Source organism: Caviibacterium pharyngocola (genome assembly GCF_002795405.1).
Taxonomy (GTDB): domain Bacteria; phylum Pseudomonadota; class Gammaproteobacteria; order Enterobacterales; family Pasteurellaceae; genus Caviibacterium; species Caviibacterium pharyngocola.
Window position 1 is genome coordinate 78,790 of record NZ_PHGZ01000004.1, and the last position, 25,544, is coordinate 104,333.

Sequence of the window (25,544 nt, forward strand, 5' to 3'; positions counted from 1 at the left end):
ATTTTTGTTAAATTTAAGTTAAATTTAAAATGATTATCCTGATATTTATTTGACCTGTATCAATTTGCGTATTTTTGTTCAATAAAATTAATCTGATCTATATCAAAATAATTGAAAATATCAAAATTTTTGATAGAATTTGCGCCAATTCAGATTAATTAACAAACAGCCAATCAGGAGGCACTTTATGATTAAAGGTATTCAAATTACTCAAGCAGCTAACGACAATTTATTAAACTCTTTCTGGTTATTAGACAGCGAAAAAGGCGAAGCACGTTGTTTATGTGCAAAAGGCGATTTTGCCGAAGACCAAGTGGTTGCAGTAAGCGAATTAGGTCAAATCGAATATCGCGAATTACCGGTTGACGTTGCGCCGACCGTTAAAGTCGAAGGTGGTCAACACTTAAACGTAAACGTATTACGTCGCGAAACTTTAGAAGACGCCGTGAAAAATCCGGAAAAATATCCGCAATTAACTATCCGCGTTTCAGGTTATGCAGTACGTTTCAACTCTTTAACACCTGAACAACAACGCGATGTAATTACCCGTACTTTCACTGAAAGTCTATAATTTATCATTCGAATAATTTCGACACCTCGAAGGTTCGCTTTCGGGGTGTTTTTTCTTTCGAGCGGATCATTTTTTCCGCCGATTCGTCCCACAAAAATCATCAATTTTTCGACCGCACTTCTTGCGAATTTTAGCGCTTAATATGGCATATGCGCGAAGATTCAGGTACAATCTTTCGATTAAACTTTATCAAACTATTTCAGCATTTTTATTAAAAATTAAAATATGAAGAACATACGAAACTTTTCAATTATTGCACATATTGACCACGGTAAATCGACATTATCGGATCGACTGATCCAAACTTGCGGCGGCTTATCCGATCGCGAAATGGAAGAACAGGTTTTGGATTCAATGGATTTGGAACGCGAACGCGGCATTACCATTAAAGCGCAGAGCGTTACGCTAAACTATACCGCGAAAGACGGCGAAACCTATCAATTAAACTTTATCGATACACCCGGTCACGTTGACTTTTCTTATGAAGTTTCACGTTCTTTAGCCGCGTGCGAAGGCGCGTTATTGGTGGTGGATGCCGGGCAAGGCGTTGAAGCGCAAACGTTGGCGAACTGCTACACCGCCATTGAAATGAATTTGGAAGTAGTGCCGATTTTAAACAAAATCGATTTGCCTGCCGCCGATCCGGAGCGCGTTGCGGAAGAAATCGAAGATATTGTCGGTATCGACGCCCTCGACGCCGTGCGCTGTTCGGCAAAAACCGGTGTCGGGATCGAGGACGTATTAGAAGACATCGTGCATAAAATTCCCGCACCGGAAGGCGATCCGCAAGCGCCGTTACAAGCCTTGATCATTGACTCTTGGTTTGACAATTATCTCGGCGTAGTCTCACTTGTTCGAATCAAAAACGGCACTTTACGCAAAGGCGATAAAATTAAAGTAATGTCCACCGGACAATCTTATAACGTCGATCGTTTAGGGATCTTCACCCCGAAACAAGTGGATACCGCCGTATTAAATTGCGGCGAAGTAGGTTGGGTCGTGTGTGCGATTAAAGATATTTTAGGTGCACCGGTCGGCGATACGCTCACCTCGCACAATAATCCGGCAACGTCGGTTTTACCCGGTTTCAAAAAAGTGAAACCGCAAGTTTACGCCGGACTTTTCCCGATCAGTTCGGACGATTATGAAGCCTTCCGCGACGCATTAGGCAAATTAAGCCTCAACGACGCCTCTTTATTCTACGAACCGGAAAATTCCACCGCCTTGGGCTTCGGTTTCCGTTGCGGCTTCTTAGGCTTGTTGCATATGGAAATCATCCAAGAACGTTTGGAACGCGAATACGACTTGGATTTGATCACCACTGCACCGACCGTAGTTTACGAAGTTCAACAAACCAACGGTGAAGTCATTTATGTGGACAGTCCGTCCAAGCTGCCGCCGTTAAATAACATTGCGGAAATTCGCGAACCGATTGCGGAATGTAATATGTTATTACCGCAAGCTTATTTGGGTAATGTGATCACATTATGTGTTGAAAAACGCGGCGTGCAGACCAATATGGTTTATCACGGCAATCAAGTGGCGCTCACCTATGAAATTCCGATGGGCGAAGTGGTGTTGGATTTCTTCGATCGCTTAAAATCCACCTCGCGCGGTTATGCTTCGTTAGATTACGGATTTAAACGCTTCCAAGCCGCCGATATGGTGCGCGTCGATATTATGATTAACGGCGAACGCGTCGATGCCCTTGCGTTGATCGTGCATAAAGACAACGCGCCGTATCGCGGACGCGAATTAGTGGAAAAAATGCGCGAATTGATTCCGCGCCAACAATTCGACATTGCGATTCAAGCGGCGATCGGCAATCACATTATCGCCCGTTCCACCGTTAAACAATTACGCAAAAACGTGTTGGCGAAATGTTACGGCGGTGACGTCAGTCGTAAGAAAAAATTATTGCAAAAACAAAAAGAAGGTAAAAAACGAATGAAACAACTGGGTAACGTTGAAGTGCCGCAGGAAGCCTTCTTAGCGATTTTACACGTCGGTAAAGACAAGTAAAAAGAGAAATAAAACGGACAAGTAGGAAAATATGTCTAAATCAAACTTATTTTTTATTCTGTTAATTGTGGCGGGTTATGCCGTTTGGAAATTGCTGGATCATCTCGCATTGCCGAACACCTTCACGATTTTATTGATTTTATTGACCGCACTTTGCGGCGCATTGTGGTGTTATCACCGTTTCGTCGTGTTGCCGAAACGTGCGCGTCAAATTTTGCGCGCGGAAAAACGCACTGGGAAAACTCTCAGTGATGAGGAAAAAAATCAAATCGAACCGATTTCGGAAGGCGGCGAATTTTTAGCTTCATTGTTTCCGGTGTTAGCCTTTGTACTGATTCTGCGTTCCTTTATTTTCGAACCGTTTCAAATTCCGTCCGGTTCAATGGAACCGACTTTGCGCGTGGGCGATTTCCTGTTGGTGGAAAAATACGCTTACGGCATTAAAGATCCGGTGTTCCAAAACACCATTATTGAAACCGGCAAACAGCAACGCGGCGATATTATCGTGTTCAAAGCGCCGCCGGAGCCGAGTATCGACTACATTAAACGCATTGTCGGCGTGCCGGGTGATCGTATTCAATATAACGAAGCAGATCGCCGCATTACCTTGACTTACGCCAAAGACGGCAAGGAATGTAGCGTCGATTGCGTCACCAAAACCTTTTCCTACAGCGAACCGCAAGCGGATGAGGAATTTAACATTATTATCGGACAAGATCGCAGCGGCAAACCGATTTACAGCGCGGAACATCCGCTGAAATTAATCGAACGCGGCGATGTCGAACACGAAATTCACTGGGATCCGCTGCCGCCGAATGCTACTTATATGTATCAGGATTATGTCAGTCAACAAAACTACATTACCGAATGGGTGGTGCCTGAAGGCGAATATTTCGTAATGGGCGACAATCGAAATCACAGCGCGGACAGCCGTTTTTGGGGCTTTGTACCGGAAAAAAATATCGTCGGCAAAGCATCTTATATTTGGCTGAGTTTAGATAAAAAACAAAACGAATGGCCGACCGGTATTCGTTTCGATCGTTTATTTAGCAAAATTCACTAATGCTTATGCAAAATTTAGACAGATTACAACGAAAACTGCAATATCAATTCAAACGTATCGAATTGTTAAAACAGGCGCTAACGCACCGCAGTGCGGCGAAAGTGCATAATGAACGCCTTGAATTTCTCGGCGATTCCATTTTGAATTTCACCATTGCGGAAGCTTTGTATCATCAATTTCCGCGTAATAACGAAGGCGAACTCAGTCGAATGCGCGCCACGCTGGTGCGCGAGCCGACTCTTGCCGAATTGGCGCGCGAATTTGATTTGGGCGATTATATGTTGCTTGGGCCCGGCGAACTGAAAAGCGGCGGTTTTCGACGCGAATCCATTTTAGCCGATTGCGTCGAAGCGGTCATCGGCGCCATTTCCTTAGACAGCGATTTGCCGACTTGCACGGAAATCATTCGAAAATGGTACCGCACTTTATTGCGCGACATTACCCCCGGCGATAACCAAAAAGATGCTAAAACTCGCTTGCAAGAATATTTACAAGGTCATCGCTTGCCGTTGCCGACCTATAACATTACAAATATCGAAGGCGAAGCGCATTGCCAAAGTTTTACCGTAGAATGCCATATTCCGAGCCTTGAACGCACCTTTATCGGTGTAGGTTCAAGTCGGCGTAAAGCGGAACAAGCCGTCGCCGAACAAATTTTAAAAGAACTGGACATCAAATGACAGAAACCAAACTTATCGACAATCAGGAACAAGAAACCTACTGTGGCTTTATCGCCATTGTGGGTCGCCCGAACGTGGGAAAATCCACTTTATTGAATAAAATTTTAGGGCAAAAAATTTCCATTACCTCGCGCAAAGCGCAAACCACCCGTCACCGTATCGTCGGTATTCACACCGAAGGCATTTATCAAGCGATTTATGTGGATACGCCGGGGCTACATATCGAAGAAAAACGCGCCATTAACCGCTTAATGAACCGCGCGGCGAGCAGCGCCATCGGCGATGTGGATTTAATTATTTTTGTGGTTGACGGCACCCATTGGAACGAAGACGACGAAATGGTATTGAATAAATTACGTCAAGCCAAAGCACCCGTGGTGTTAGCGATCAACAAAATCGACAATATCAAAAATAAAGACGAATTGCTGCCGTTTATTACCGACATCAGCGCAAAATTTAACTTTAAAGAAATCGTACCTATTTCCGCACAGCGTGGCAATAACGTGCATAATTTGCAAAAAATCGTGCGCGATTCTTTACGCAAAGGCGTGCACCACTTTCCGGAAGATTATGTAACCGATCGTTCGCAACGTTTTATGGCGTCGGAAATTATCCGCGAAAAATTAATGCGCTTTATGGGCGAGGAATTGCCGTATTCCGTTACGGTGGAAATCGAGCAATTTAAAACCAACGAACGCGGCACTTACGAAATTAACGGTTTGATTTTGGTTGAGCGCGACGGTCAGAAAAAAATGGTCATCGGCAACAAAGGACAAAAGATCAAAGTCATCGGCACCGAAGCGCGCGCGGATATGGAGCGCTTATTTGATAATAAAGTGCATCTTGAACTTTGGGTAAAAGTGAAATCCGGCTGGGCGGACGACGAACGTGCGCTGCGTAGTTTGGGTTATATGGACGATTAATCGAAAGACTTGAGAATTTCTTGCACACAATCCGCAAATCCTTGCGGATTTTCTTTATGCGCGTTATGTCCGGCATCGGCAATATAACGCGCGTTTAACGCATTTTCTTGCGCCAAACGGCGAAATTTTTGATCTCGCTCGCCGCATACATAAAAAATCGGCAACAAATTCGACCGCACTTTTAAACGAAAATCCGCCTGTTTCGCCAACGAAGTCGCTTGTAGCATTTGCGCCACGGCTTGTCCGTCGTTATGGCATCGTTGCGCGATCAGCTCGGCACGCTGTTCGTCGCTTAAATCGGCAAATACCGCTTGTCGATACCAATCTTGTAGCACTTTTTCAATCGGCTCTTGCCGAAAGCGTTGCACCCAATGGCAATCATTTTGCCAACGCGCGTGTTTTTCATCCGCCGTTTGCAAGCCTAATCCGGCGCCTTCCGCAATCACCGCGCGCAAATTGCCTTTTTCCACCCTTGATTCCAGCGCATAATAAAGGGCTATTCGCCCACCAAGGGAATAGCCCGTTAAAATATAATCTCGCTCACCGATTTGTGCACGAATACATTGCGCCACATAGTGCGCACATTGTTCGAAATCCTCGACGGATTGCTGTTCCGCTTCGCCGTGCAACGGCAAATCCAGCGCCAAACAATCAAAGTGCGGTAATTTTTCGATGACTTTTTGCCAATCGGCTTTCGTGCCGAGCAAGCCGTGCAAGAAAACCAAAACGGGCATTTTATGCTCCAATCACCGCGTAGCTGATTTGTTCGATCAGGCGTTTATAAATGCCGCTGCCGTCCGCCGCATTTACTTTAATTTCGATTAATGTGGTTTCGCGGCGCGAATAAGCTTGTTTTAAGACCGAGCTTAAATCCGCCCAAGTGTAAGGTCGCGCATATTTCAAATCGAACATTGAAGCGATTTGAGAGAAATCCGTATTATGCGGCATACGATAAAATTTTTCTTTCACCTCGGCATCCACCGGTAACATATCAAAAATCGCCCCGCCGTTGTTATTAATGACAAAAATAATCGTCGGTTGGGTCACTTTTTTAAACAGCGCCAACGAATTGAGATCGTATAACGCGGAGGTATCCCCGATCATCGCCACCACAGGTTGATTCGCGCCGATTCCAATGCCGGCGGCGGTTGCCAATAAACCGTCGATGCCGCTTGCGCCTCTGTTGGTATAAACCGGATAGCCTTCCGGCAATTTCGTCAATGCGTCAACTAAGCGCACGAACAAGCTATTACCGAGAAATAAAATGCCGTTATTCGGTAATACGCGTTCGATATGATGTGCTAAAGAGGCCTCGTTTAAGTTTCCGCCCACTTGTTGTTCAATAAAAGTCGCGCAAAACTTCGATAGCGCCAAAGGTTCCAACAACCAAGGTTTTTGTCGCAACGGCGGATGCGCGCGCAACCAATGATGAATCTTCGCATTAAAGCGGGTTTGCGCGTGATGATACGGATCCACCGCATTGTGACTGTCTTCCACCAGCCAATATTCGCCTTTAAATTCCGCCAAGAATTGATTAATACGTTTGCTGATAAAACGACTGCCCAGCTGAATCACGATATCCGCTTGCAGCAATTTTTGTTTCACCGTTTGATTCGCCAGCCAAATATCCGCATAAGGCAGGCTTGGTTCCACGCCGGATTGAATATCGGTCAACATAATCCAACCCATTGTATTCGCCCACGCGCTAATGCCCATCGCTTGTTCCGCCGGCATTTTGCCGACTAAAATCACGCCGCGTTTGGTGCGCCAGTGATCCCAATTTTCGTGCATTAGCACTTCTTGTTGTTGCGGTTGATACGCCACCCAAGTTTTATGTTGCGCCAACCAACGTTGTACATTCGCCAACCAAGGATGAAGATCCACTTCTTCCGGTTTGGCTTCATATAAGGGTTCGGCGAAAGGCACGTTAATATGCACCACGCCCGCCTGTTGTTTTTGCTTATGGCAAGCTTGTTCGATAAGCGAAATCAGCCAATCCGTCGAATAATCTTGCGTCGGACGCGGTAAATTCACCGCTGCCACAGGATAATCGGCAAACATATTCGGTTGAACAATGGCTTGATTGGCGCCGCACTCGATTAATTCCGGCGGGCGATCTGCGGTTAATACGATTAAATTGACCGCACTTTGACGAGCCTCCACAATCGCCGGATATAAATTTGCCGCTGCCGTGCCGGAAGTGACGATCACCGCAACCGGCGATTTTACGGCTTTCGCCAAACCTAAGGCGAAAAAGCCCAAACCGCGCTCATCAAAATGCGTATGACAAACTGCGCGCTGTCCTTCTTGCAAACGCACGGCTTCAAGCGTAAGCGGCGTCGAACGAGAACCCGGCGCGATGCAAAAATTCGTCACGCCTTGACGTACCAGAGTTTCTAAAATCACTTTTGACCAACAACGATTAAATACACTCACTGACATAACTGTTCTCCATAATTATTCTTGTAATAATGACACCAATCCTAAGGCTTTTCGCTCGATTTCTTGCCATTCTAGCAAGGGAATCGAGCCTTCAACAATACCCGCGCCGGCAAAAACGTGAATTTTATCCGCCGCGATAAACGCCGAGCGAATGGCGACGCAAAATTCGGCACAATCCGGCGCCATTACGCCCACCGCGCCGGCATAACGCCCGCGATTAAAACTTTCCGTCTCGGCTAAAAAACGCACGGCGCGATCACGCGGCAATCCGGCGACTGCCGCCGTCGGATGAATGGCGTCCAAACATAAGACATCGCCGTAATCCGGCAATAATTCGGCGTGAATTTTACGTTTCAAATGTTGCACTTGGCGCAACTGTTTTAATTCCGAATCGGCGACGACAATATCCCGCACATAGGGTTGTAAATTTTGGCTGATGTCTTCCACCACTAGCCAATTTTCATACAGATTTTTCGGATCTTGTAACAGCCATTCACCTTGGCGACGATTCTGTTCCTCATCCTCACACATTAATGCCGTGCCTGCCAGCGCCTCGGTTTGCAGCAATAATCCTTGGCGACGATAAAGGCGCTCCGGCGTGGATCCGAGAAATGCCGATCGCGGATTTTCTTGCAATAAGAAATGATAACAACCGAAATTGCAACGTTCGCTTTCCACTAAAAAATCTTTCGGATTGAGCGGATTTTGGGTGCGGAAGACGGTTTCGTTCGCTAATACCACTTTCGTTAACTCACCGCTGCGAATGCGTTGTAAGGCTTTTTCGACCCATTGGCACCATTGATCTTGCGCCGCTTTTTGTTCCGTCAGACGAATTTGTTGACGAACCGGTTGAAGTGCGGTGATTTTTTCAAAGGTTTCTAAAAGTGCCGCGATCGCCTTACGTTCTTCCGTCGGATTTTTTTTGCCGTTATCAATAAATAAACTTACCGAAAGTTCATCGTTTTGTTGTTGTAACACTAATCTCGGCAGAAAAAAACCGGCGTGCGCGTAAAACGTCAATCCGCCGAACAGCGGTAATTGTGTTTCCTGCATGAATCGTTGCGCTGCTTTGGTGTCGTCAAAACATCGCACTTCGCCGATCGTCGCGACGATTTGCGCATCATCGCGAAAATTTAAATAAAACTGCGGGTAATTCGATTGCGCTTTTAACCAACTCAAAAGATTGACGCTGAGTTTCGATTGGATGCGAACGCAGGAAATTTCTTCGTCTTGCGCTTGATAGCGATTGATGTGTTCGATTAATCTTTTTTTGATTGATTGCAAACTATCCATTAGAAAAAGCGTTGTCTTTGTCAAGAAAATACGTTAAAAATAAGTTGTAATTCTACCGCACTTTAAAAGAATTTTTTACAAAATCTTTTCATCTTCAAAAAATAAGCGTAAAGTGCGGAAACGGCAATATCGTTTTATGTTCAAACGTCTCGAAACGACGCTCGGCATCATTGCATACAAAAACATCCCTAATGATTTTCCTATTGCAAACACAAGGATTTTTACGATGAAAGTATTTCCTAAATCAGATAAATTAGAACACGTTTGTTATGACATTCGCGGACCGGTGCATAAAGAAGCTCTACGCTTGGAAGAAGAAGGTCATAAAATTCTTAAACTGAACATCGGTAATCCCGCGCCTTTCGGTTTCGAAGCGCCCGATGAGATTTTAGTGGATATTTTACGCAATTTACCGGCGGCGCAAGGTTATTGCGATTCCAAAGGCTTATATTCCGCGCGCAAAGCCATCGTGCAATATTATCAATCTAAAGACATTCACGGCGCCACCGTCAACGACGTATATATCGGCAACGGCGTTTCCGAGTTGATTATGATTTCAATGCAAGCTTTGTTAAATAACGGCGACGAAGTGTTGATCCCAATGCCGGATTATCCGTTATGGACGGCGGCGGCAACCCTTGCGGGCGGCAAAGCGGTGCATTATCTCTGCGATGAAGAAGCAGATTGGTTTCCGGATATCGAAGATATTAAAAGTAAAGTCACCTCGCGCACCAAGGCGATTGTTATCATTAATCCGAACAATCCGACCGGTGCGGTTTACAGCAAAGAATTATTGTTGCAAATCGTGGAAGTCGCACGCCAACATAATTTGATCATTTTTGCTGATGAAATTTACGACAAAATTTTGTACGATAACGCCGTTCATCATCACATCGCCGCACTCGCGCCGGATTTATTAACCGTGACATTCAACGGCTTATCCAAAGCCTATCGCGTGGCGGGATTCCGTCAAGGTTGGATGATTTTAAACGGACCGAAACACAATGCCAAAGGTTATATCGAAGGATTGGATATGTTGGCGTCGATGCGCCTGTGTGCCAATCACCCGATGCAACACGCCATTCAAACCGCATTAGGCGGTTATCAAAGCATCAACGAGTTTATCCTGCCCGGCGGTCGCTTGTTGGAACAACGCAATAAAGCCTATGAATTAATTAATCAAATTCCCGGCGTCAGCTGTAAAAAACCGATGGGCGCGTTATATATGTTCCCAAAAATCGACATCAAAAAATTCAATATTTATGATGATGAGAAAATGGTGTTGGATTTATTGAAACAAGAAAAGGTGTTGTTGGTGCACGGGCGCGGATTCAACTGGCACGAACCGGATCACTTCCGTATCGTGACCTTGCCGTATGTCAATCAAATCGAAGCGGCGCTCGCGAAATTCGCTAAATTCTTAGAAAATTATCATCAATAACAATATAGACGGATATAAACTCCGCCTACAATTTTCTACTTTACCGACAAACTAAAGGGTTTCCGAACGGAAACCCTTTTTTGGTTTATTTGCGTGGGATTATTCTTCGTCTTTTTCCCATTCTAGTGCACGTTTAACCGCTTTTTTCCAGCCTTTATAACGACGAGTACGTTTTTCTTCGTTACCGTCAGGAATAAAGGTTCTTTCTACGGCAGCTTTATCGCGTAATTCGTCGAGATCTTTCCAGAAACCGACGGCTAAACCAGCGAGATATGCCGCACCGAGCGCGGTAACTTCTTTCACGACCGGACGTTCCACTTGAGTAGCAAGAATATCCGCTTGGAATTGCATTAAGAAGTTATTTGCCGTCGCACCGCCGTCCACGCGTAACGCTTGTAATTTCGCGCCGGAATCGGATTGCATTGCTTCCAACACGTCACGGGTTTGGTAAGCGATGGATTCTAAGGTTGCGCGCACGATATGATTGCGATTCGCACCACGGGATAACCCTAAAATCGCACCGCGTGCATACGGATCCCAATAAGGCGCGCCTAAGCCGGTGAAGGCAGGAACCACATAAACGCCATTGCAATCCGGTACTTTTTGCGCGAAGTATTCACTATCATAGCTGTCGTGGACGATTTTGAGTTCGTCGCGTAACCATTGAATTGACGCGCCGCCCATAAAGATTGAACCTTCCAACGCGTAAGCCGGTTCGCCTTTGGCGTTACAGGCGATAGTGGTCAACAAACCGTTTTGAGATTGCACCGCTTTGTCGCCGGTGTGCATTAACATAAAGCAGCCTGTACCATAAGTGTTTTTCGCTTGACCGGCATTGACACAAAGATGTCCGTATAGCGCGGCTTGTTGGTCGCCTGCAATACCGGCAACAGGAATCCGCACACCGCCTTTACCACCGATATTGGTTTGTCCGTAAATCTCGGAGGAATTACGCACTTCAGGCAACATTGAACGTGGAATGTTCAAAATTTCGAGCATTTTGTCATCCCATTGTTTGGTGTGAATGTTAAATAACATTGTACGAGAGGCATTGGTGTAGTCGGTGACGTGTACGCGCCCTTGCGTGAGTTTCCAGACTAACCAAGTATCCACCGTACCAAATAACAATTCGCCGCGTTCCGCTTTTTCTCTCGCTCCTTCCACATTATCCAAAATCCATTTGACTTTTGTACCGGAGAAATACGGGTCAACCACTAAACCGGTAGTTTTACGAATATAATCTTCATAGCCGTCCGCTTTTAATTTATCGGTTATGTCTGCGGTGCGGCGGCATTGCCAAACAATAGCGTTATAAACCGGTTTGCCGGTTTCTTTTTCCCAAACAATGGTGGTTTCCCGTTGGTTGGTGATCCCGATCGCCGCAATAGTGTCGGATGTAATGCCCGCTTTTGCGACCACTTCGTTCAGGGTCGAACTTTGCGTCGCCCAAATTTCCATCGGATTATGTTCGACCCAGCCGGCCTGCGGGTAAATTTGAGTGAATTCACGTTGTGCTATTTCGATTACGTTTGCATTGTGATCCAGTAAAACGGCGCGTGAACTGGTGGTGCCTTGATCTAATGCAATAATGTATTTTTTGTCTGTCATAATGAATCCCCTGTTTATGGTGTGTTACAACTGCTATGGATAATCTACTCTAATCGCACCCTTTGATCGAACCTTATTACGACTTGAAACGATTAAGAATTTGATTTTGAGCTAAAACGAACAAATTACAGTGCTAATTTAATCAAAAACACTCAAAATAAAAATAACGAAATTTAAAATATTTGAACTCGCTCAAAAAAATTGTGTAGAAAAGAGACAATAATTTGATCACCGTCACATTATTTAAAAAATTAAAGATTCGCAAAGAATTAAGTAATATCAAGGAATAAGTGCGGTTATTTTTTTCTTAAAATGTGATTTAGGTAACAAATTGAGAAAAAACCTTATAAAGTATATTGAATTAAAATTTTTTCGTTCGATAATGCTCAAAGCACCAGTGAGAGATTTAAAAAGAATATTTTTTTGGATTAAAACGAACAATTACATTTCACTTTGTTGCCGTATCACAAAGTTATATCTTAAATTATATTGATCAAGGAGATTCTCTTATGAACGCTTATCTTGCTGAATTTTTAGGCACGGCTTTACTTGTTTTAATGGGTAACGGTGTAGTGGCTAACGTTTGTTTGAATAAAACGAAAGGGAATAGTTCGGGTTGGATTGTTATTACGACCGCGTGGGCGTTTGCCGTTTATGTTGCGGTGGTAGCGACCGGCCCTTACAGCGGCGCGCATTTAAACCCTGCGGTCACCTTAGGGTTAGCAGCACACGGTTCCTTTGCTTGGGCAATGGTGCCGGGCTATATCGGCGCACAACTTCTCGGCGGTATTTTGGGCGGTTTTGTAGTGTATTTATTCTACTATTCTCATTTTGCTGTCACCGAAGACGAAGGAGCGAAACGCGCCTGTTTCTGCACCGAGCCGGCAATCCGCAGCTACGGCAACAACCTTTTCTGTGAAATTATCGGTACCGTCGTGCTTGTTTCCGTCATCTTCTATATCACCGCAGGTTCTATCGCCTTACCAGGTACGGAAGCTGAAACACCTATCGGTTTAGGTTCTATCGGCGCATTACCGGTTGCGATCCTTGTGTGGGCGATCGGTTTGAGCTTGGGCGGTACGACCGGTTATGCAATCAATCCGGCTCGTGACTTAGGCCCGCGTATCGCATTATCTTTACTCAGCAAAAAATTAAATGCGTCACCGGATTGGGGATATTCTTGGGTACCGGTATTAGGTCCTTGTATCGGCGCTATCATTGCCGCAATCGGCTATAACTTAGTTATGGCATAAGATACGAATTTTACCTTATCATTCATCCGAGGTCGGCGAAAGCCGACCTTTTGTTTATGCGAAAACGCAAAAAATCAGCCGATGAATAAAGCGGATAAACGAGGAATCTAAAAGAAAGCGAAAAGGTGACGGAAAAAGTGCGGTTAAAAAAAGCCGCCTTTTGTCAGGCGGCTTGAATCGAAAGGAAAAAGCGAGATTAATATACGCCTTGCGCTAACATTGCATCGGCAACTTTTACGAAACCGGCAACGTTCGCACCGACCACATAGTTGATATTGGCTTGACCTTCAACGGTACCGTATTTTTTACAGTGCGCGTGAATGTCTAACATAATGCGGTGTAATTGTGCGTCCACTTCTTCGGAAGTCCAATATAAACGTTGAGAGCTTTGTGCCATTTCTAAACCGGAAGTCGCTACGCCGCCCGCGTTTGCCGCTTTACCCGGTCCGAATAATACGCCCGCTTCTAATAACGCATCGGTAGCTTCGATGGTGGTCGGCATATTCGCGCCTTCCGCCACTAATTGTACGCCGTTTGCGATTAATTTTTGTGCGTCAGCTAATTCTAATTCGTTTTGGGTTGCGCAAGGTAATGCGATGTCAGCTTTCACACCCCAAGGACGTTCACCGGCAACATATTGTAAACCGAATTGTTCCGCATAATCTTTTACGCGACCGCGTTTCACGTTTTTGATTTCCATTAATGCGGCAAGTTTTTCCGTAGTGAAACCGGCTTCGTCATAAACATAACCGGAGCTGTCGGAACAAGTTAATACTTTCGCGCCTAATTGTAAGGCTTTTTCAATGGCATATTGCGCCACGTTACCGGAACCGGATACCACGACGGTTTTGCCCGCGTAAGATTGACCTTTTTCCGCCAACATTGCTTGGGAGAAATAAACCAAGCCGTAACCTGTCGCTTCCGGACGAATTAAGCTACCGCCGAAAGATAAGCCGCGACCGGTGAATACGCAAGCGGATTGGTTGGATAATTTTTTCATCATACCGGCAAGATAACCCACTTCGCGACCGCCTACGCCGATATCACCGGCAGGAACGTCCGTATCCGGACCGACGTGACGATATAATTCGACCATTAACGCTTGGCAGAAACGCATTACTTCCGCATCGGATTTGCCTTTCGGATCGAAGTCCGAACCGCCTTTACCGCCGCCCATAGGCAATGTGGTTAATGCGTTTTTGAAAATTTGTTCGAAACCTAAGAATTTTAAAATGGATAAGTTAACGGACGGGTGGAAACGCATACCGCCTTTGAACGGGCCGATTGCGCTGTTGAATTGCACGCGGAATGCGCGGTTAACTTGTACTTGACCTTTATCATCCGTCCAAGCTACACGGAATTGAATTGCGCGTTCAGGTTCAACGATACGTTCTAATAAAGCTTCCGAACGATATTTCGGGTTTTGTTCCAAGAACGGCCAAATGGAAGTTAATACTTCGCGAACCGCTTGTAAAAACTCCGGTTGATGACCGTCGCGTTGTTGAACTTTTGCTAAGAATTCTTCTAATGAGGCTACTGTGGACATAAAGGTTTCCTTCTCAAATTGATTGTTTGCGATATTATAAGTTATGCGCCTTTTTTCTCGGCTCCTAAGTAATATGCGAAAAACGCGATTTCATTGCAAATAAATTTTATCTCAAATTTCACAAAAAATAAGAAACGTTAGAAAATATATTGAAAAAGGAAATTTGATTAAATGTTATCTAATTTAAGATAAGAAGAGCAAAAAAAGTGCGGTGATTTTTCGTTTTATCGCGAAAATTAACCGCACTTTTATCTTTAAAACACGCCGAGATTTTTTAATCCGGTGGTGACGATTTCAACACCTAAAGACATCAACAATAACCCCATAATCCGCGTGATAACGTTGGAACCGGTTTTGCCGAGTTTTTTGATCACCGGCTCAGAATAGCGGAACAAAATATAACAAGCAACGCCGAATAAAATAATGGTAACGGAGGAATAAAGATAATCCGCCCAGCCATATTGATTGGAGCCGAACACGATAGTCGCACTGATTGACCCCGGTCCCGCCATAATCGGCATTGCCAAGGGCACCACGGCGATGTTGTTGTAATCGTCGAAATTTTCGTTCTTTTCTTCTTTGTTGATCTTGTGTTCGCCGATTTTACCGTTAATCATCGTCAGTGCGATCATCACCACCACGATCCCGCCGGCAATGCGGAAAGAATCAATGGAAATATTGAAAGAATGCAAGATAAAATTGCCGAAATAAAAACTGACTAACAAAATCACCACCACGGAAAAACAGGTGATTAATCCGGTTTTATTTTGTTGTTCTTTGGTGAAATCCGAGGTCATCGAATAGAAAATCGGCACCACACCGATAGGATTGACCAACGCGATAAGTCCGATGAAAAATTGCAAGTAAACGGCAAAGTCCATAATATCCTCAAGCCGAGTGGAAATTGCGCTTATTATAGAGATAACGTTCGGGTTTCGGCAAGGGTAAAAGTGCGGTGGTTTTTGGCAGAATTTTTATCTGAGCCAATGGTCGGCAAAAACAAAAAAAACGGATTGAGCATATTCAATCCGTTTTTCATATTAGACAGGAGGAAAGATTACATCATTCCGCCCATTCCTCCCATGCCGCCCATTCCGGCGCCGAGGTCGGCTTTTTCGTCTTTCGGTAATTCGGTGACCATACATTCGGTGGTGATCATTAATCCGGCGATTGACGCAGCAAATTGTAATGCGCTACGCGTCACTTTGGTCGGATCCAAAATACCCATTTCGATCATATCGCCGTATTGTTCGGTGCCTGCGTTATAACCGAAGTTTCCTTCGCCGTTTTTCACCGCACTTGCTACTACGGACGCTTCTTCACCGGCATTCGCCACGATTTGACGCAACGGTGCTTCCATTGCGCGTAAAGCAAGTTTGATACCGACGTTTTGTTCTTCGTTATCACCTTTTAAGCTTTGCGCCACTTTGGTCGCCGCACGAATCAATGCTACGCCGCCGCCGGCAACAACACCTTCTTCAACAGCTGCACGGGTTGCGTGTAAAGCATCTTCCACGCGGTCTTTTTTCTCTTTCATTTCTACTTCGGTCGCTGCGCCCACTTTGATCACAGCCACACCGCCGGCAAGTTTCGCCACGCGTTCTTGTAGTTTTTCTTTATCGTAATCGGAAGTGGATTCTTCGATTTGTTGACGAATTTGTGCCACGCGACCTTTAATTTGCGCTTCATCACCGATACCGTCGATAATGGTGGTATTATCCTTGGTGATCACCACGCGTTTCGCTTGACCTAAATCTTCAAGGGTCGCTTTTTCCAATTCCATACCGATTTCTTCGGAAATCACGGTACCTGCGGTTAAAATCGCGATGTCTTGCAACATTGCTTTACGACGATCGCCGAAGCCCGGTGCTTTCACCGCCGCCACTTTAACGATACCGCGCATTGTGTTCACCACTAAAGTCGCTAGCGCTTCACCTTCCACGTCTTCCGCGATGATAAGTAACGGTTTACCTGCTTTCGCCACACCTTCCAATACCGGCAATAATTCGCGGATGTTAGAGATTTTTTTATCGACCAATAAAATAAACGGATTATCTAATTCAACGGTTGCGGTTTCCGGTTTGTTGATGAAATACGGAGATAAGTAACCGCGATCGAATTGCATACCTTCGACCACATCTAATTCATCGTCTAAACCTGTACCGTCTTCAACGGTGATGACACCTTCTTTGCCCACTTTTTCCATTGCTTGCGCGATTAATTGACCCACAACGCTATCGGAGTTGGCGGAAATAGTACCCACTTGTTCGATTTCTTTCGAAGTTTCGCAAGGTTTGGAAAGCGCTTTAAGTTCGGTTACCACGGCGTTGACTGCTTTGTCGATACCGCGTTTTAAATCCATCGGATTCATTCCGGCGGCAACAGCTTTTAAGCCTTCGTTGACGATCGCTTGAGCTAACACGGTTGCGGTAGTCGTACCGTCACCCGCCGCATCATTGGCTTTGGACGCCACTTCTTTTACCATTTGCGCGCCCATATTTTCAAATTTATCTTCCAATTCGATTTCACGCGCAACGGATACGCCGTCTTTGGTGATAGTCGGTGCGCCGAAGGCTTTATCTAAAATTACATTGCGACCTTTCGGGCCTAAAGTGACTTTTACTGCGTCTGCCAATACATTCACACCCGCTAACATTTTCACGCGAGCATCATTACCGAATTTTACGTCTTTTGCTGCCATTTTGTTTTTCCTTTAATATTTGTATCAAATTCGAACGCACGCAATGCGTCCCTACGGATTATTCTACGATTGCTAAAATATCGTTTTCAGAAATAATTAACACTTCTTCGCCGTCGATTTTTTCCGATTTCACGCCGTAACCGTCGTTGAAAATCACGGTGTCGCCGACTTTCACATCTAAAGGCTGAACGCTGCCGTTTTCTAAAATACGACCTTTACCCACTGCCAACACTTTTGCGCGGGTGGATTTTGTCGCTGCGGAACCGGTTAACACAATACCGCCGGCGGAAAGGGTTTCGACTTCTTCACGTTTGATAATCACACGATCGTGTAATGGACGAATATTCATTTTAATTTCCTTTTTAATGTGTCAATAAGTTAAAAGCAAAAAACTATATGGGGGACGAATTTTTCCTTTCAAGAGACAAAATAAATTATTTTATCCGCTTGTCTTCGTCCGCTTGTCTTTCGAATTCGGCGTCGAAAATCGTTTCGTCGGAGGTTTGTGCGCCGTTAAAAGTGCGGTGATTTTTGAACACGAATGTCGAGCCGAATAAAGCAAATTTACGTGCAATAAATCCGGAAATAAATTTTTCGCCGAAAGGCGTGAGCAACAATAATGCGAGCAAATCGCTTAAAAATCCCGGAAGTAAAAACAGCACGCCGGCAAAAATCCACAAACCGGAGCGCAACAGTGATTGGGTCGGGATGTCGCCTTCCGCCAGTTGTTTGCGCACGTTAATCAACGTGTACCAGCCGCGTAGTCGAATAATAAATACGCCGATAACGGCGGACAAAATCAACAATAAAATTAAGCCGAGAACGCCTAGTTGCGTACCGATCCAAACTAAAAGCGAGAGTTCGAAATAAATAAAAAGAAACGCGCTCATTGCGCATAAAATCAAAGGCATAATAATGAAGTTCCTGCGTCGAAAGTTATCTTTAAAATAAGGGCGTAAGCGAAAAAATCAAGTTTTCGTTTTGCAATAAAAAAAGTAATGAATTGAATAAGTTATATCATTATGAGGGCAAGGAAAAACTTGATCTCGATCACATTTTTTCCGAGGTATTATTCCTATAATACGCCTCGAAAACCAACCTGATGAAAAAGGAGAATAACAATGACAACAAGAAAAGAAGTAGATTTATTGGGCGAGCGCGATGTGCCCGCCGATGCATATTGGGGAATTCACACCTTAAGAGCGGTGGAAAATTTTAACATTTCTAACGTGACGATTTCCGATGTACCGGAGTTCGTGCGCGGTATGGTAATGGTGAAAAAAGCCACCGCACTTGCCAACGGCGAATTGGGTGCGATTCCGCAAAAAATCGCCGAAGCCATTGTGCACGCCTGTGATGCGGTATTAGTGGACGGTAAATGTATGGATCAATTCCCGTCTGATGTGTATCAAGGCGGTGCGGGAACTTCCGTGAATATGAACACCAACGAAGTGATCGCCAATTTGGCATTAGAAATTTTAGGGCATAAAAAAGGCGAATATCAATATTTGAATCCGATGGATCACGTTAACGCCAGCCAATCTACCAATGACGCTTATCCGACCGGTTTCCGCATTGCGGTGTATAACAGCATTATGAATTTGGTCGGCAAAGTGCTTTATTTACAACAAGGTTTTGAAAATAAAGCGAAAGAATTCGCGCATATTTTGAAAATGGGTCGTACTCAGTTGCAAGATGCCGTGCCGATGACCGTTGGACAAGAATTTCAAGCTTTCTCCGTATTATTAGATGAAGAAGTGCGCAATTTGAAACGCACCGCCGAATTGCTGTTAGAAGTCAATTTAGGCGCAACGGCGATCGGAACGGGCTTAAATACGCCGCAAGGTTATGCCGAACTCGTAGTAAAACGCTTATCCGAAGTGTCCGGATTGCCTTGCGTGAACGCGCCGAATTTGATTGAGGCGACCTCCGATTGCGGTGCTTATGTAATGGTGCACGGCGCGTTAAAACGCACGGCGGTGAAATTATCCAAAGTGTGTAACGATTTGCGTTTATTGTCATCCGGACCGCGCGCAGGCTTAAACGAAATTAACTTGCCGGAATTGCAAGCCGGTTCGTCCATTATGCCGGCGAAAGTTAATCCGGTGGTGCCGGAAGTGGTAAATCAAGTGTGCTTTAAAGTGATTGGCAACGACACGACCATCACCTTCGCGGCGGAAGCCGGTCAATTACAATTAAACGTAATGGAACCGGTAATCGGTCAAGCGATGTTCGAAAGTATCGAAATTTTAACCAATGCCTGCGTGAACTTGCGTGATAAATGTATCGACGGTATTACGGTGAACAAAGAAATTTGCGAAAACTATGTGTTTAATTCTATCGGTATCGTCACTTACTTAAATCCGTTTATCGGACACCATAACGGCGATATCGTGGGCAAAACCTGCGCGCAAACCGGACGTAGCGTGCGCGATGTGGTATTGGAAATGGGCTTACTGACCAAAGCGGAATTGGATGATATTCTTTCCGTGGAAAATCTGATGAACCCAACCTATAAAGCCAAATTAACCAAATAATTCGAAACCGAAAACAAAAGGAATCGCATCGTTCGATTCCTTTTTTCATTGATGACGGATTTTATCGGCGGTTATTCGCCGAAATTTTCCGGCAAATGATGTAACATTGTTTTCCAAATGCTGCTACTGCGCTCACGGTTTTCCGCCAAACATTTCACCGCGCCTTCCACATCCTGATTTTCGCAACATTCTGCTAAGCGTTGATAAAATTTTAACGTAAACAAACGAGATTGCGCTTCGGAAAAAAACAGCGACGCCACTTGATGATACAAATCTTTAAAGCTGTTTAAAATTAATCCGTAAACCGGTTTTTCCGCCACAAAGGTGAAACTGCGATAAAGATTATAGTCGAATTGCGCATAAGCTTGCGGCGTATCCGCCAAGTGCGGTAGGTTTTCGAACAGTTTTAGCGAGGCTTGCGGATCCGAACGAACCGCTTCGGGAATATAGTGCTCCCCCATTTTTGTGCGCAAGGAAACTACATTAGTGATGATGACGGGAATAACGGATTTATCCAGCTGAATCAGCGTGCCGATAATATTCGGCCCTGCCGTTTCCCAAACGTTATTCACCCGCGTCGGTTTGCCGTGCTGAATACTCAACCAACCGTCGCGCGCCAAGCGTTGTAACACTTCGCGTAAGGTTGTGCGCGTTACGCCGATTTTATCGGCAAGTTCGCGTTCGGCAGGCAAATCCGTGCCGGGCGGAAAATGATTATTCCAGATACTTTTTACGATATATTCTTCCGCCAATCCCGCCGGACTTTGCGCTTTCAGAATAAGTTGATTATTATTCATACGTTTCTACTATAAAAGAGTGAAAAAATTTGTGATGTAGCTAACAAAATACACATTTGGTATTATCCTTGAAAGCGGTATATATTACAATTACGCGGTCATACTTTTTTATTTTTAATGCATTAAGGTTGTAAACACTATGAATTATTCTCAAGCTTTTCTTAAAAATTTTCTCGGTGCAAGTCCGGATTGGTATAAATTATCTATTGTCGGATTTTTGATTTTAAACCCGATTTTATTCTTTTTCGTCAGTCCCTTTCTTGCCGGTTGGGTGCTTGTCGCCGAATTTATTTTTACCTTAGCAATGGCATTAAAATGTTATCCCTTACAACCGGGCAGCTTGCTTGCTTTAGAAGCCGTGGCAATCGGAATGACTCATCCGGAACACGTTAAAGCGGAAATTATGGCGAATTTCGAAGTAATTTTGCTATTAATGTTTATGGTGGCGGGGATTTATTTTATGAAACAACTGCTGCTTTTCGTGTTCACCAAATTACTGCTTAGCATTCGCTCTAAAATGGTGTTATCTCTTTCTTTCTGTTTGAGCGCCGCCTTTCTTTCCGCGTTCTTAGACGCTCTCACCGTGGTGGCGGTAATTATCAGCGTCGGTATGGGCTTTTACGGCGTATATCATAAAGTCGCTTCCGGTAAAAATTTCGACGATTCCGATGACATTAACGACGATAAACATATCGGCAATCGCAAAGATACTTTAGAAGAATTTCGCGCATTTTTACGCAGCTTAATGATGCACGCTGCCGTCGGTACCGCATTGGGCGGCGTAATGACTATGGTCGGCGAGCCGCAAAATCTGATTATCGCGGAACAAGCGAAATGGGGCTTCGGCGAATTTTTCTTCCGTATGAGTCCGGTGACCGTACCCGTTTTGATCTGCGGTGTATTAACCTGCGCCTTAGTCGAAAAATTCCGTTTATTCGGCTATGGCGCGAAATTACCGCGCAAAGTATGGGGCGTTTTGGCAAAATTCGACCGCAACCGCGAACAAAAAATGAATGCGCAAGAACGTATTAAATTAATTATTCAAGCTTTGGTCGGCGTTTGGTTGATTATCGGTTTAGCTTTCCATTTAGCCGCCGTGGGATTAATCGGCTTAACAATTATCATTTTTTGTACCGCACTTTGCGGCGTGACCAGCGAACACGCCTTGGGCAAAGCCTTCCAAGAATCTTTGCCGTTCACTGCACTGTTAGTGGTATTCTTCTCCGTCGTTGCGGTGATTATCGATCAACATCTCTTCGCGCCAATCATTCATTTCGTGTTATCCGCAAGTGAAAGTGCGCAATTAATTTTATTCTATATTTTCAACGGTGTACTTTCGGCGATTTCCGATAACGTGTTCGTCGCCACCGTGTATATTAACGAAGCCAAAACCGCTTTAACCAACGGTGCGATTTCCTTGAATCAATTCGAATTGCTCGCCGTTGCGATTAACACCGGAACAAACTTACCTTCCGTTGCGACGCCGAACGGACAAGCGGCATTCTTATTCTTGCTAACTTCGTCTCTCGCGCCGCTTATTCGTTTGTCTTATGGTAGAATGGTGTATATGGCGTTACCTTATACTATCGTGTTGTCCGTTATCGGTTTGCTTTCAGTGGAATTTTTATTACCGTTCGCCACCGAAGTATTAACCCAATTAGGCTTAATTACCCCAGTATAACGCCCGTATATTAAGAAGGAGAAATGATGCTGAATTATTTGAAAAATTTATCGACGGAAAGAGGCGGCTGGTTTTTATTGCTCGTTTCCGGATTAGCGCTGGAATCGACCGCGCTTTACTTCCAACACGGAATGGATCTTCAACCTTGCGTAATGTGTATCTATGAACGTGTTGCATTATTCGGCATCGTTTTCGCCGGTCTTATCGGCTTAATCGCCCCAAGCCTGTCGTTTTTGCGTTTACTCGCGCTCGCCGTAGGTTTGGGCAGCGCCGTTAAAGGCTTATTGTTGGCGTTAAAACACGTTGATTATCAACTCAATCCCGCGCCTTGGAATCAATGTTCTTATATGGCGGAATTTCCACAAACTTTGCCGTTGGATAAATGGTTTCCTTATGTATTCAACCCGTCCGGCTCTTGCAGCGACATCACTTGGACATTCCTCGGCTTTTCAATGGCGCAATGGATTGTAGTGATTTTCGCTTTTTATACGCTATTATTTGTGTTGTTATTAATCAGCCAAGTAAAACGCAGCCGCAAACGCAGAATGTTATTCAGATAATTCACCTAAAGTGCGGTGAAAATCACCGCACTTTCGTTCTTCCTTCCGATACTTTTATCAAACAAAATTATTTCCTTCGCACAATCTGAAAAATCAGCGTCGAAATGATATAATTTTCGCTTTCAAGCAGCACAGGAAAATCAAATGATCAGAATTGGACACGGCTTTGACGTACACGCATTCGGCGGTGAAGGCCCGATTATTATCGGCGGCGTACGAATTCCTTATGACAAAGGCTTACTGGCGCACAGCGACGGCGATGTGGCGCTTCACGCGTTAACCGATGCCTTACTCGGTGCGGCGGCGTTGGGCGATATCGGCAAACTTTTTCCGGATACGGATATGCAATACAAAGGCGCGGACAGCCAAGGATTATTGCGCGAAGCATTTCGTCAAATCCGCGACAAGGGCTATGTCATCGGGAACGTCGATGTAACGATTATCGCCCAAGCGCCTAAAATGCGCCCGCATATTGATGCGATGCGCGCTAATATCGCTACGAATTTACAATGCAATATTGAGCAAGTGAACGTAAAAGCGACGACAACGGAAAAATTGGGTTTCACCGGTCGCGGCGAAGGCATCGCCTGTGAAGCCGTCGCGTTATTAATCAAAGCATAGCGGACGGAAAAATGGAATTAGCTTTTTTATATCAAGCCCCGCAGCAAAGCGCACGCCTCAAAGCCGAATGTCGTGATTTTATCGTGAAAGAAAATCTCGGCTATGAAATATCAGGCGAGGGCGAATTTGTGGCGGTTAAAGTACGCAAAACCGACTATAACACGCTGTTCGTTGCGGAAAAATTAGCGCAATTCGTCGGGATTTCGGCGAAAAACGTCGGCTATGCCGGACTGAAAGATAAAAAAGCGATTACCGAACAATGGTTTAGTCTGCAAATGCCGGGCAAACCGACACCGGATTTCAGCCGATTTCAAATCGAAGGCATTGAAATTCTTGCCGTCACGCGACATAACCGAAAAATTCGTATCGGCAGCCTTGCGGGTAACGCGTTTGAAATTCGCTTGCGCGATGTGCAAGAACCCGAAGAACTTAATGCGCGCTTAGAAAACATTCGCGAAAACGGTTTTCCTAATTATTTCACCGAGCAACGTTTCGGCAAAGAAGGCAATAATCTAATTCAAGCGCTACGTTGGGCAAAGGGTGAAATTACGGTGAAAGATCGTAAAAAACGCAGTTTTTATCTTTCCGCCGCCCGCAGTGAAATTTTTAACCTGACGGTTTCCGACCGCATTACGCAGCAGTTAATTCATCGCGTATTACCACAGGACATTCTGCAACTACAAGGTTCGCACAGTTGGTTTAAAGCGGATGAAAACGAAGATTTGAATACGCTGCAAGTGCGGTTAAAAAATCGCGATATTTTGCTCACCGCACCTTTAATCGGCGATAACTTACAAAGCGCCAACGAACGGGAAAATGCGATTATTCGCGCGTACGAAGAACTGCACCGACTAATGCAAAAAGAACGAATGAAAGCAATGCGCCGCCCGATGTTGTGTTATGCCGAAAATTTGACTTGGCATTTTGACGGGCACGATTTATTGCTACAATTTTACTTACCGGCGGGCAGCTACGCCACCGCACTAGTCAGAGAATTAGTGCACATTCAAGATTAACTTAAGGATTTGCAATGCATATTTTGTTATCGAACGACGACGGCATTCACGCCGAAGGAATCAAAACCCTTGCGCACGAATTACGCAAAATCGCCCAAGTGACGGTGGTTGCGCCGGATCGCAATCGCAGCGCGGCATCCAGTTCGCTCACGTTAGTCGAACCACTGCGCCCGCTAAAATTAGACAGCGGTGATTATTGCATTAACGGCACGCCCGCCGATTGCGTGCATTTAGCATTAAACGGTTTTTTATCCGGACGCGTCGATTTGGTAATTTCCGGCATTAATGCCGGCGTGAATTTGGGCGATGACGTAATTTATTCCGGCACGGTCGCCGCCGCATTGGAAGGTCGTCATTTGGGTTTGCCGGCAATCGCCGTCTCTCTTGACGGGCGTCAACATTATGAAACGGCGGCAAAGCTGGTTTGCGAATTAGTGCCGAAGTTATACGAAGGCTTGCTGAAACGCCGCGAAATTATCAATATCAATGTGCCGGACGTGCCTTATGAGGAATTAAAAGGTATTAAAGTTTGTCATTTAGGTCATCGCGCCGCAGCGGCGGAAGTGATTAAACAACAAGATCCGCGCGGCGAACATATTTATTGGATTGGCCCTGCCGGTTTAGCGGAAAACGAAGCCGAAGGCACGGATTTCCACGCAGTCAAACAAGGTTATGCCTCATTAACGCCGATTCAAGCGGATATGACGGCATACCATTCAATTCGCGCTTTACAAGATTGGTTAAAAAGTGAATAATAATTCGCTTTTTTAATAAATAATCAAAAGGAAA

General features: G+C 44.9%; 23 protein-coding genes. 13 read left to right on the plus strand and 10 right to left on the minus strand.

All coding sequences use genetic code 11. The annotated features are described in order from the left end of the window. Positions 1–187: 187 nt before the first annotated feature. The 5 genes from grcA (at position 188) to era (ending at position 5,259) form a co-directional block, all read left to right on the plus strand. Entirely contained in the window at positions 188–571 is a 384-nt protein-coding gene (gene grcA / locus CVP04_RS01790) for an autonomous glycyl radical cofactor GrcA (protein ID WP_100295811.1), read from the plus strand. Positions 572–796: 225 nt separating this feature from the next. Beyond that, positions 797–2,593 carry a translation elongation factor 4 gene (gene lepA, locus CVP04_RS01795; RefSeq protein ID WP_100295812.1) on the plus strand — a complete coding sequence of 599 codons (1,797 nt, stop codon included), beginning with the start codon at positions 797–799 and terminating at the stop codon, positions 2,591–2,593. Positions 2,594–2,624: 31 nt separating this feature from the next. Next, on the plus strand, positions 2,625–3,656 hold the full coding sequence (lepB, locus tag CVP04_RS01800; protein ID WP_100295813.1) for a signal peptidase I: 1,032 nt from the start codon (positions 2,625–2,627) through the stop codon (positions 3,654–3,656). After that, positions 3,656–4,336: a ribonuclease III gene (gene rnc, locus CVP04_RS01805; protein ID WP_165772762.1), complete on the plus strand. Its 681-nt coding sequence runs from the start codon at positions 3,656–3,658 to the stop codon at positions 4,334–4,336. The genes lepB and rnc overlap by 1 nt, the downstream gene beginning before the upstream one ends. After that, positions 4,333–5,259: a GTPase Era gene (era, locus tag CVP04_RS01810; protein WP_100295814.1), complete on the plus strand. Its 927-nt coding sequence runs from the start codon at positions 4,333–4,335 to the stop codon at positions 5,257–5,259. The genes rnc and era overlap by 4 nt, the downstream gene beginning before the upstream one ends. Here era and menH read toward each other — a convergent pair. The 3 genes from menH to CVP04_RS01825 are packed head-to-tail and all read right to left on the minus strand — an operon-like array spanning position 5,256 to position 8,994. Further along, positions 5,256–5,993 carry a 2-succinyl-6-hydroxy-2,4-cyclohexadiene-1-carboxylate synthase gene (gene menH, locus CVP04_RS01815; RefSeq protein ID WP_100295815.1) on the minus strand — a complete coding sequence of 246 codons (738 nt, stop codon included), beginning with the start codon at positions 5,991–5,993 and terminating at the stop codon, positions 5,256–5,258. The two genes, era and menH, sit on opposite strands and share 4 nt — an antisense overlap. Position 5,994: 1 nt before the next feature. Beyond that, entirely contained in the window at positions 5,995–7,701 is a 1,707-nt protein-coding gene (gene menD, locus CVP04_RS01820) for a 2-succinyl-5-enolpyruvyl-6-hydroxy-3-cyclohexene-1-carboxylic-acid synthase (protein WP_100295816.1), read from the minus strand. 15 nt (positions 7,702–7,716) lie between these two features. Beyond that, entirely contained in the window at positions 7,717–8,994 is a 1,278-nt protein-coding gene (locus CVP04_RS01825; protein WP_100295817.1) for an isochorismate synthase, read from the minus strand. A gap of 226 nt (positions 8,995–9,220) precedes the next feature. Here CVP04_RS01825 and CVP04_RS01830 point away from each other — a divergent pair, with 226 nt between their 5' ends. Beyond that, the gene (locus tag CVP04_RS01830; protein WP_100295818.1) at positions 9,221–10,435 is read left to right on the plus strand and encodes a pyridoxal phosphate-dependent aminotransferase; all 1,215 of its coding nucleotides are present in this window, start codon (positions 9,221–9,223) and stop codon (positions 10,433–10,435) included. A 99-nt stretch (positions 10,436–10,534) separates the two neighbouring features. Here CVP04_RS01830 and glpK read toward each other — a convergent pair whose 3' ends face one another. Next, positions 10,535–12,043 carry a glycerol kinase GlpK gene (glpK, locus tag CVP04_RS01835; RefSeq protein WP_100295819.1) on the minus strand — a complete coding sequence of 503 codons (1,509 nt, stop codon included), beginning with the start codon at positions 12,041–12,043 and terminating at the stop codon, positions 10,535–10,537. Between the two features lie 509 nt (positions 12,044–12,552). Between glpK and CVP04_RS01840 the strand changes: the two genes are divergently transcribed. Next, positions 12,553–13,296, plus strand: a complete 744-nt coding sequence (locus CVP04_RS01840) for an MIP/aquaporin family protein (protein ID WP_100295820.1) — start codon at positions 12,553–12,555, stop codon at positions 13,294–13,296. Between the two features lie 196 nt (positions 13,297–13,492). Here CVP04_RS01840 and gdhA read toward each other — a convergent pair whose 3' ends face one another. From gdhA to CVP04_RS01865, 5 genes are all read right to left on the minus strand, one after another. Next, the gene (gene gdhA, locus CVP04_RS01845; protein ID WP_100295821.1) at positions 13,493–14,842 is read right to left on the minus strand and encodes an NADP-specific glutamate dehydrogenase; all 1,350 of its coding nucleotides are present in this window, start codon (positions 14,840–14,842) and stop codon (positions 13,493–13,495) included. 254 nt (positions 14,843–15,096) lie between these two features. Next, the gene (locus tag CVP04_RS01850) at positions 15,097–15,723 is read right to left on the minus strand and encodes a YchE family NAAT transporter (protein WP_100295822.1); all 627 of its coding nucleotides are present in this window, start codon (positions 15,721–15,723) and stop codon (positions 15,097–15,099) included. Between the two features lie 176 nt (positions 15,724–15,899). Continuing rightward, a complete protein-coding gene (groL, locus tag CVP04_RS01855; protein ID WP_100295823.1) occupies positions 15,900–17,543 on the minus strand; it encodes a chaperonin GroEL in 1,644 nt (547 codons plus the stop codon). A 58-nt stretch (positions 17,544–17,601) separates the two neighbouring features. Further along, positions 17,602–17,892 carry a co-chaperone GroES gene (locus tag CVP04_RS01860; RefSeq protein ID WP_100295824.1) on the minus strand — a complete coding sequence of 97 codons (291 nt, stop codon included), beginning with the start codon at positions 17,890–17,892 and terminating at the stop codon, positions 17,602–17,604. A gap of 85 nt (positions 17,893–17,977) precedes the next feature. Next, positions 17,978–18,454, minus strand: a complete 477-nt coding sequence (locus tag CVP04_RS01865; protein WP_100295825.1) for an FxsA family protein — start codon at positions 18,452–18,454, stop codon at positions 17,978–17,980. A gap of 210 nt (positions 18,455–18,664) precedes the next feature. Between CVP04_RS01865 and aspA the strand changes: the two genes are divergently transcribed. Then, positions 18,665–20,080, plus strand: coding sequence for an aspartate ammonia-lyase (gene aspA, locus CVP04_RS01870; protein ID WP_100295826.1), 1,416 nt, complete (start codon positions 18,665–18,667; stop codon positions 20,078–20,080). Positions 20,081–20,151: 71 nt separating this feature from the next. Here the strand turns inward: aspA and fadR are convergent, their stop codons facing one another. Next, a complete protein-coding gene (gene fadR, locus CVP04_RS01875; RefSeq protein ID WP_100295827.1) occupies positions 20,152–20,877 on the minus strand; it encodes a fatty acid metabolism transcriptional regulator FadR in 726 nt (241 codons plus the stop codon). Between the two features lie 139 nt (positions 20,878–21,016). On the opposite strand from fadR, the gene nhaB reads away from it, so the two are divergent. The 5 genes from nhaB (at position 21,017) to surE (ending at position 25,510) form a co-directional block, all read left to right on the plus strand. Next, complete coding sequence (gene nhaB, locus CVP04_RS01880) at positions 21,017–22,558, plus strand: Na(+)/H(+) antiporter NhaB (protein WP_100295828.1); 1,542 nt, start codon at positions 21,017–21,019, stop codon at positions 22,556–22,558. A 26-nt stretch (positions 22,559–22,584) separates the two neighbouring features. After that, entirely contained in the window at positions 22,585–23,118 is a 534-nt protein-coding gene (gene dsbB, locus CVP04_RS01885; protein ID WP_100295829.1) for a disulfide bond formation protein DsbB, read from the plus strand. A gap of 144 nt (positions 23,119–23,262) precedes the next feature. Beyond that, positions 23,263–23,739 carry a 2-C-methyl-D-erythritol 2,4-cyclodiphosphate synthase gene (ispF, locus tag CVP04_RS01890; RefSeq protein ID WP_100295830.1) on the plus strand — a complete coding sequence of 159 codons (477 nt, stop codon included), beginning with the start codon at positions 23,263–23,265 and terminating at the stop codon, positions 23,737–23,739. Between the two features lie 11 nt (positions 23,740–23,750). Continuing rightward, complete coding sequence (gene truD, locus CVP04_RS01895) at positions 23,751–24,755, plus strand: tRNA pseudouridine(13) synthase TruD (protein WP_100295831.1); 1,005 nt, start codon at positions 23,751–23,753, stop codon at positions 24,753–24,755. A gap of 14 nt (positions 24,756–24,769) precedes the next feature. Further along, a complete protein-coding gene (gene surE, locus CVP04_RS01900) occupies positions 24,770–25,510 on the plus strand; it encodes a 5'/3'-nucleotidase SurE (RefSeq protein WP_100295832.1) in 741 nt (246 codons plus the stop codon). The last annotated feature ends 34 nt before the right edge of the window (positions 25,511–25,544 follow it).

Bases quoted from the DNA above. Each gene is read 5' to 3' on its own strand.
- groL (WP_100295823.1), bottom strand. From the start codon at position 17,543: ATGGCAGCAAAAGACGTAAAATTCGGTAATGATGCTCGCGTGAAAATG.
- grcA (WP_100295811.1), top strand. From the start codon at position 188: ATGATTAAAGGTATTCAAATTACTCAAGCAGCTAACGACAATTTATTA.
- surE (WP_100295832.1), top strand. From the start codon at position 24,770: ATGCATATTTTGTTATCGAACGACGACGGCATTCACGCCGAAGGAATC.
- lepB (WP_100295813.1), top strand. From the start codon at position 2,625: ATGTCTAAATCAAACTTATTTTTTATTCTGTTAATTGTGGCGGGTTAT.
- ispF (WP_100295830.1), top strand. From the start codon at position 23,263: ATGATCAGAATTGGACACGGCTTTGACGTACACGCATTCGGCGGTGAA.
- CVP04_RS01830 (WP_100295818.1), top strand. From the start codon at position 9,221: ATGAAAGTATTTCCTAAATCAGATAAATTAGAACACGTTTGTTATGAC.
- CVP04_RS01850 (WP_100295822.1), bottom strand. From the start codon at position 15,723: ATGGACTTTGCCGTTTACTTGCAATTTTTCATCGGACTTATCGCGTTG.
- aspA (WP_100295826.1), top strand. From the start codon at position 18,665: ATGACAACAAGAAAAGAAGTAGATTTATTGGGCGAGCGCGATGTGCCC.
- menH (WP_100295815.1), bottom strand. From the start codon at position 5,993: ATGCCCGTTTTGGTTTTCTTGCACGGCTTGCTCGGCACGAAAGCCGAT.
- menD (WP_100295816.1), bottom strand. From the start codon at position 7,701: ATGTCAGTGAGTGTATTTAATCGTTGTTGGTCAAAAGTGATTTTAGAA.
- CVP04_RS01825 (WP_100295817.1), bottom strand. From the start codon at position 8,994: ATGGATAGTTTGCAATCAATCAAAAAAAGATTAATCGAACACATCAAT.
- rnc (WP_165772762.1), top strand. From the start codon at position 3,656: ATGCTTATGCAAAATTTAGACAGATTACAACGAAAACTGCAATATCAA.
- nhaB (WP_100295828.1), top strand. From the start codon at position 21,017: ATGAATTATTCTCAAGCTTTTCTTAAAAATTTTCTCGGTGCAAGTCCG.
- dsbB (WP_100295829.1), top strand. From the start codon at position 22,585: ATGCTGAATTATTTGAAAAATTTATCGACGGAAAGAGGCGGCTGGTTT.
- truD (WP_100295831.1), top strand. From the start codon at position 23,751: ATGGAATTAGCTTTTTTATATCAAGCCCCGCAGCAAAGCGCACGCCTC.
- lepA (WP_100295812.1), top strand. From the start codon at position 797: ATGAAGAACATACGAAACTTTTCAATTATTGCACATATTGACCACGGT.
- glpK (WP_100295819.1), bottom strand. From the start codon at position 12,043: ATGACAGACAAAAAATACATTATTGCATTAGATCAAGGCACCACCAGT.
- CVP04_RS01860 (WP_100295824.1), bottom strand. From the start codon at position 17,892: ATGAATATTCGTCCATTACACGATCGTGTGATTATCAAACGTGAAGAA.
- era (WP_100295814.1), top strand. From the start codon at position 4,333: ATGACAGAAACCAAACTTATCGACAATCAGGAACAAGAAACCTACTGT.
- CVP04_RS01865 (WP_100295825.1), bottom strand. From the start codon at position 18,454: ATGCCTTTGATTTTATGCGCAATGAGCGCGTTTCTTTTTATTTATTTC.
- fadR (WP_100295827.1), bottom strand. From the start codon at position 20,877: ATGAATAATAATCAACTTATTCTGAAAGCGCAAAGTCCGGCGGGATTG.
- CVP04_RS01840 (WP_100295820.1), top strand. From the start codon at position 12,553: ATGAACGCTTATCTTGCTGAATTTTTAGGCACGGCTTTACTTGTTTTA.
- gdhA (WP_100295821.1), bottom strand. From the start codon at position 14,842: ATGTCCACAGTAGCCTCATTAGAAGAATTCTTAGCAAAAGTTCAACAA.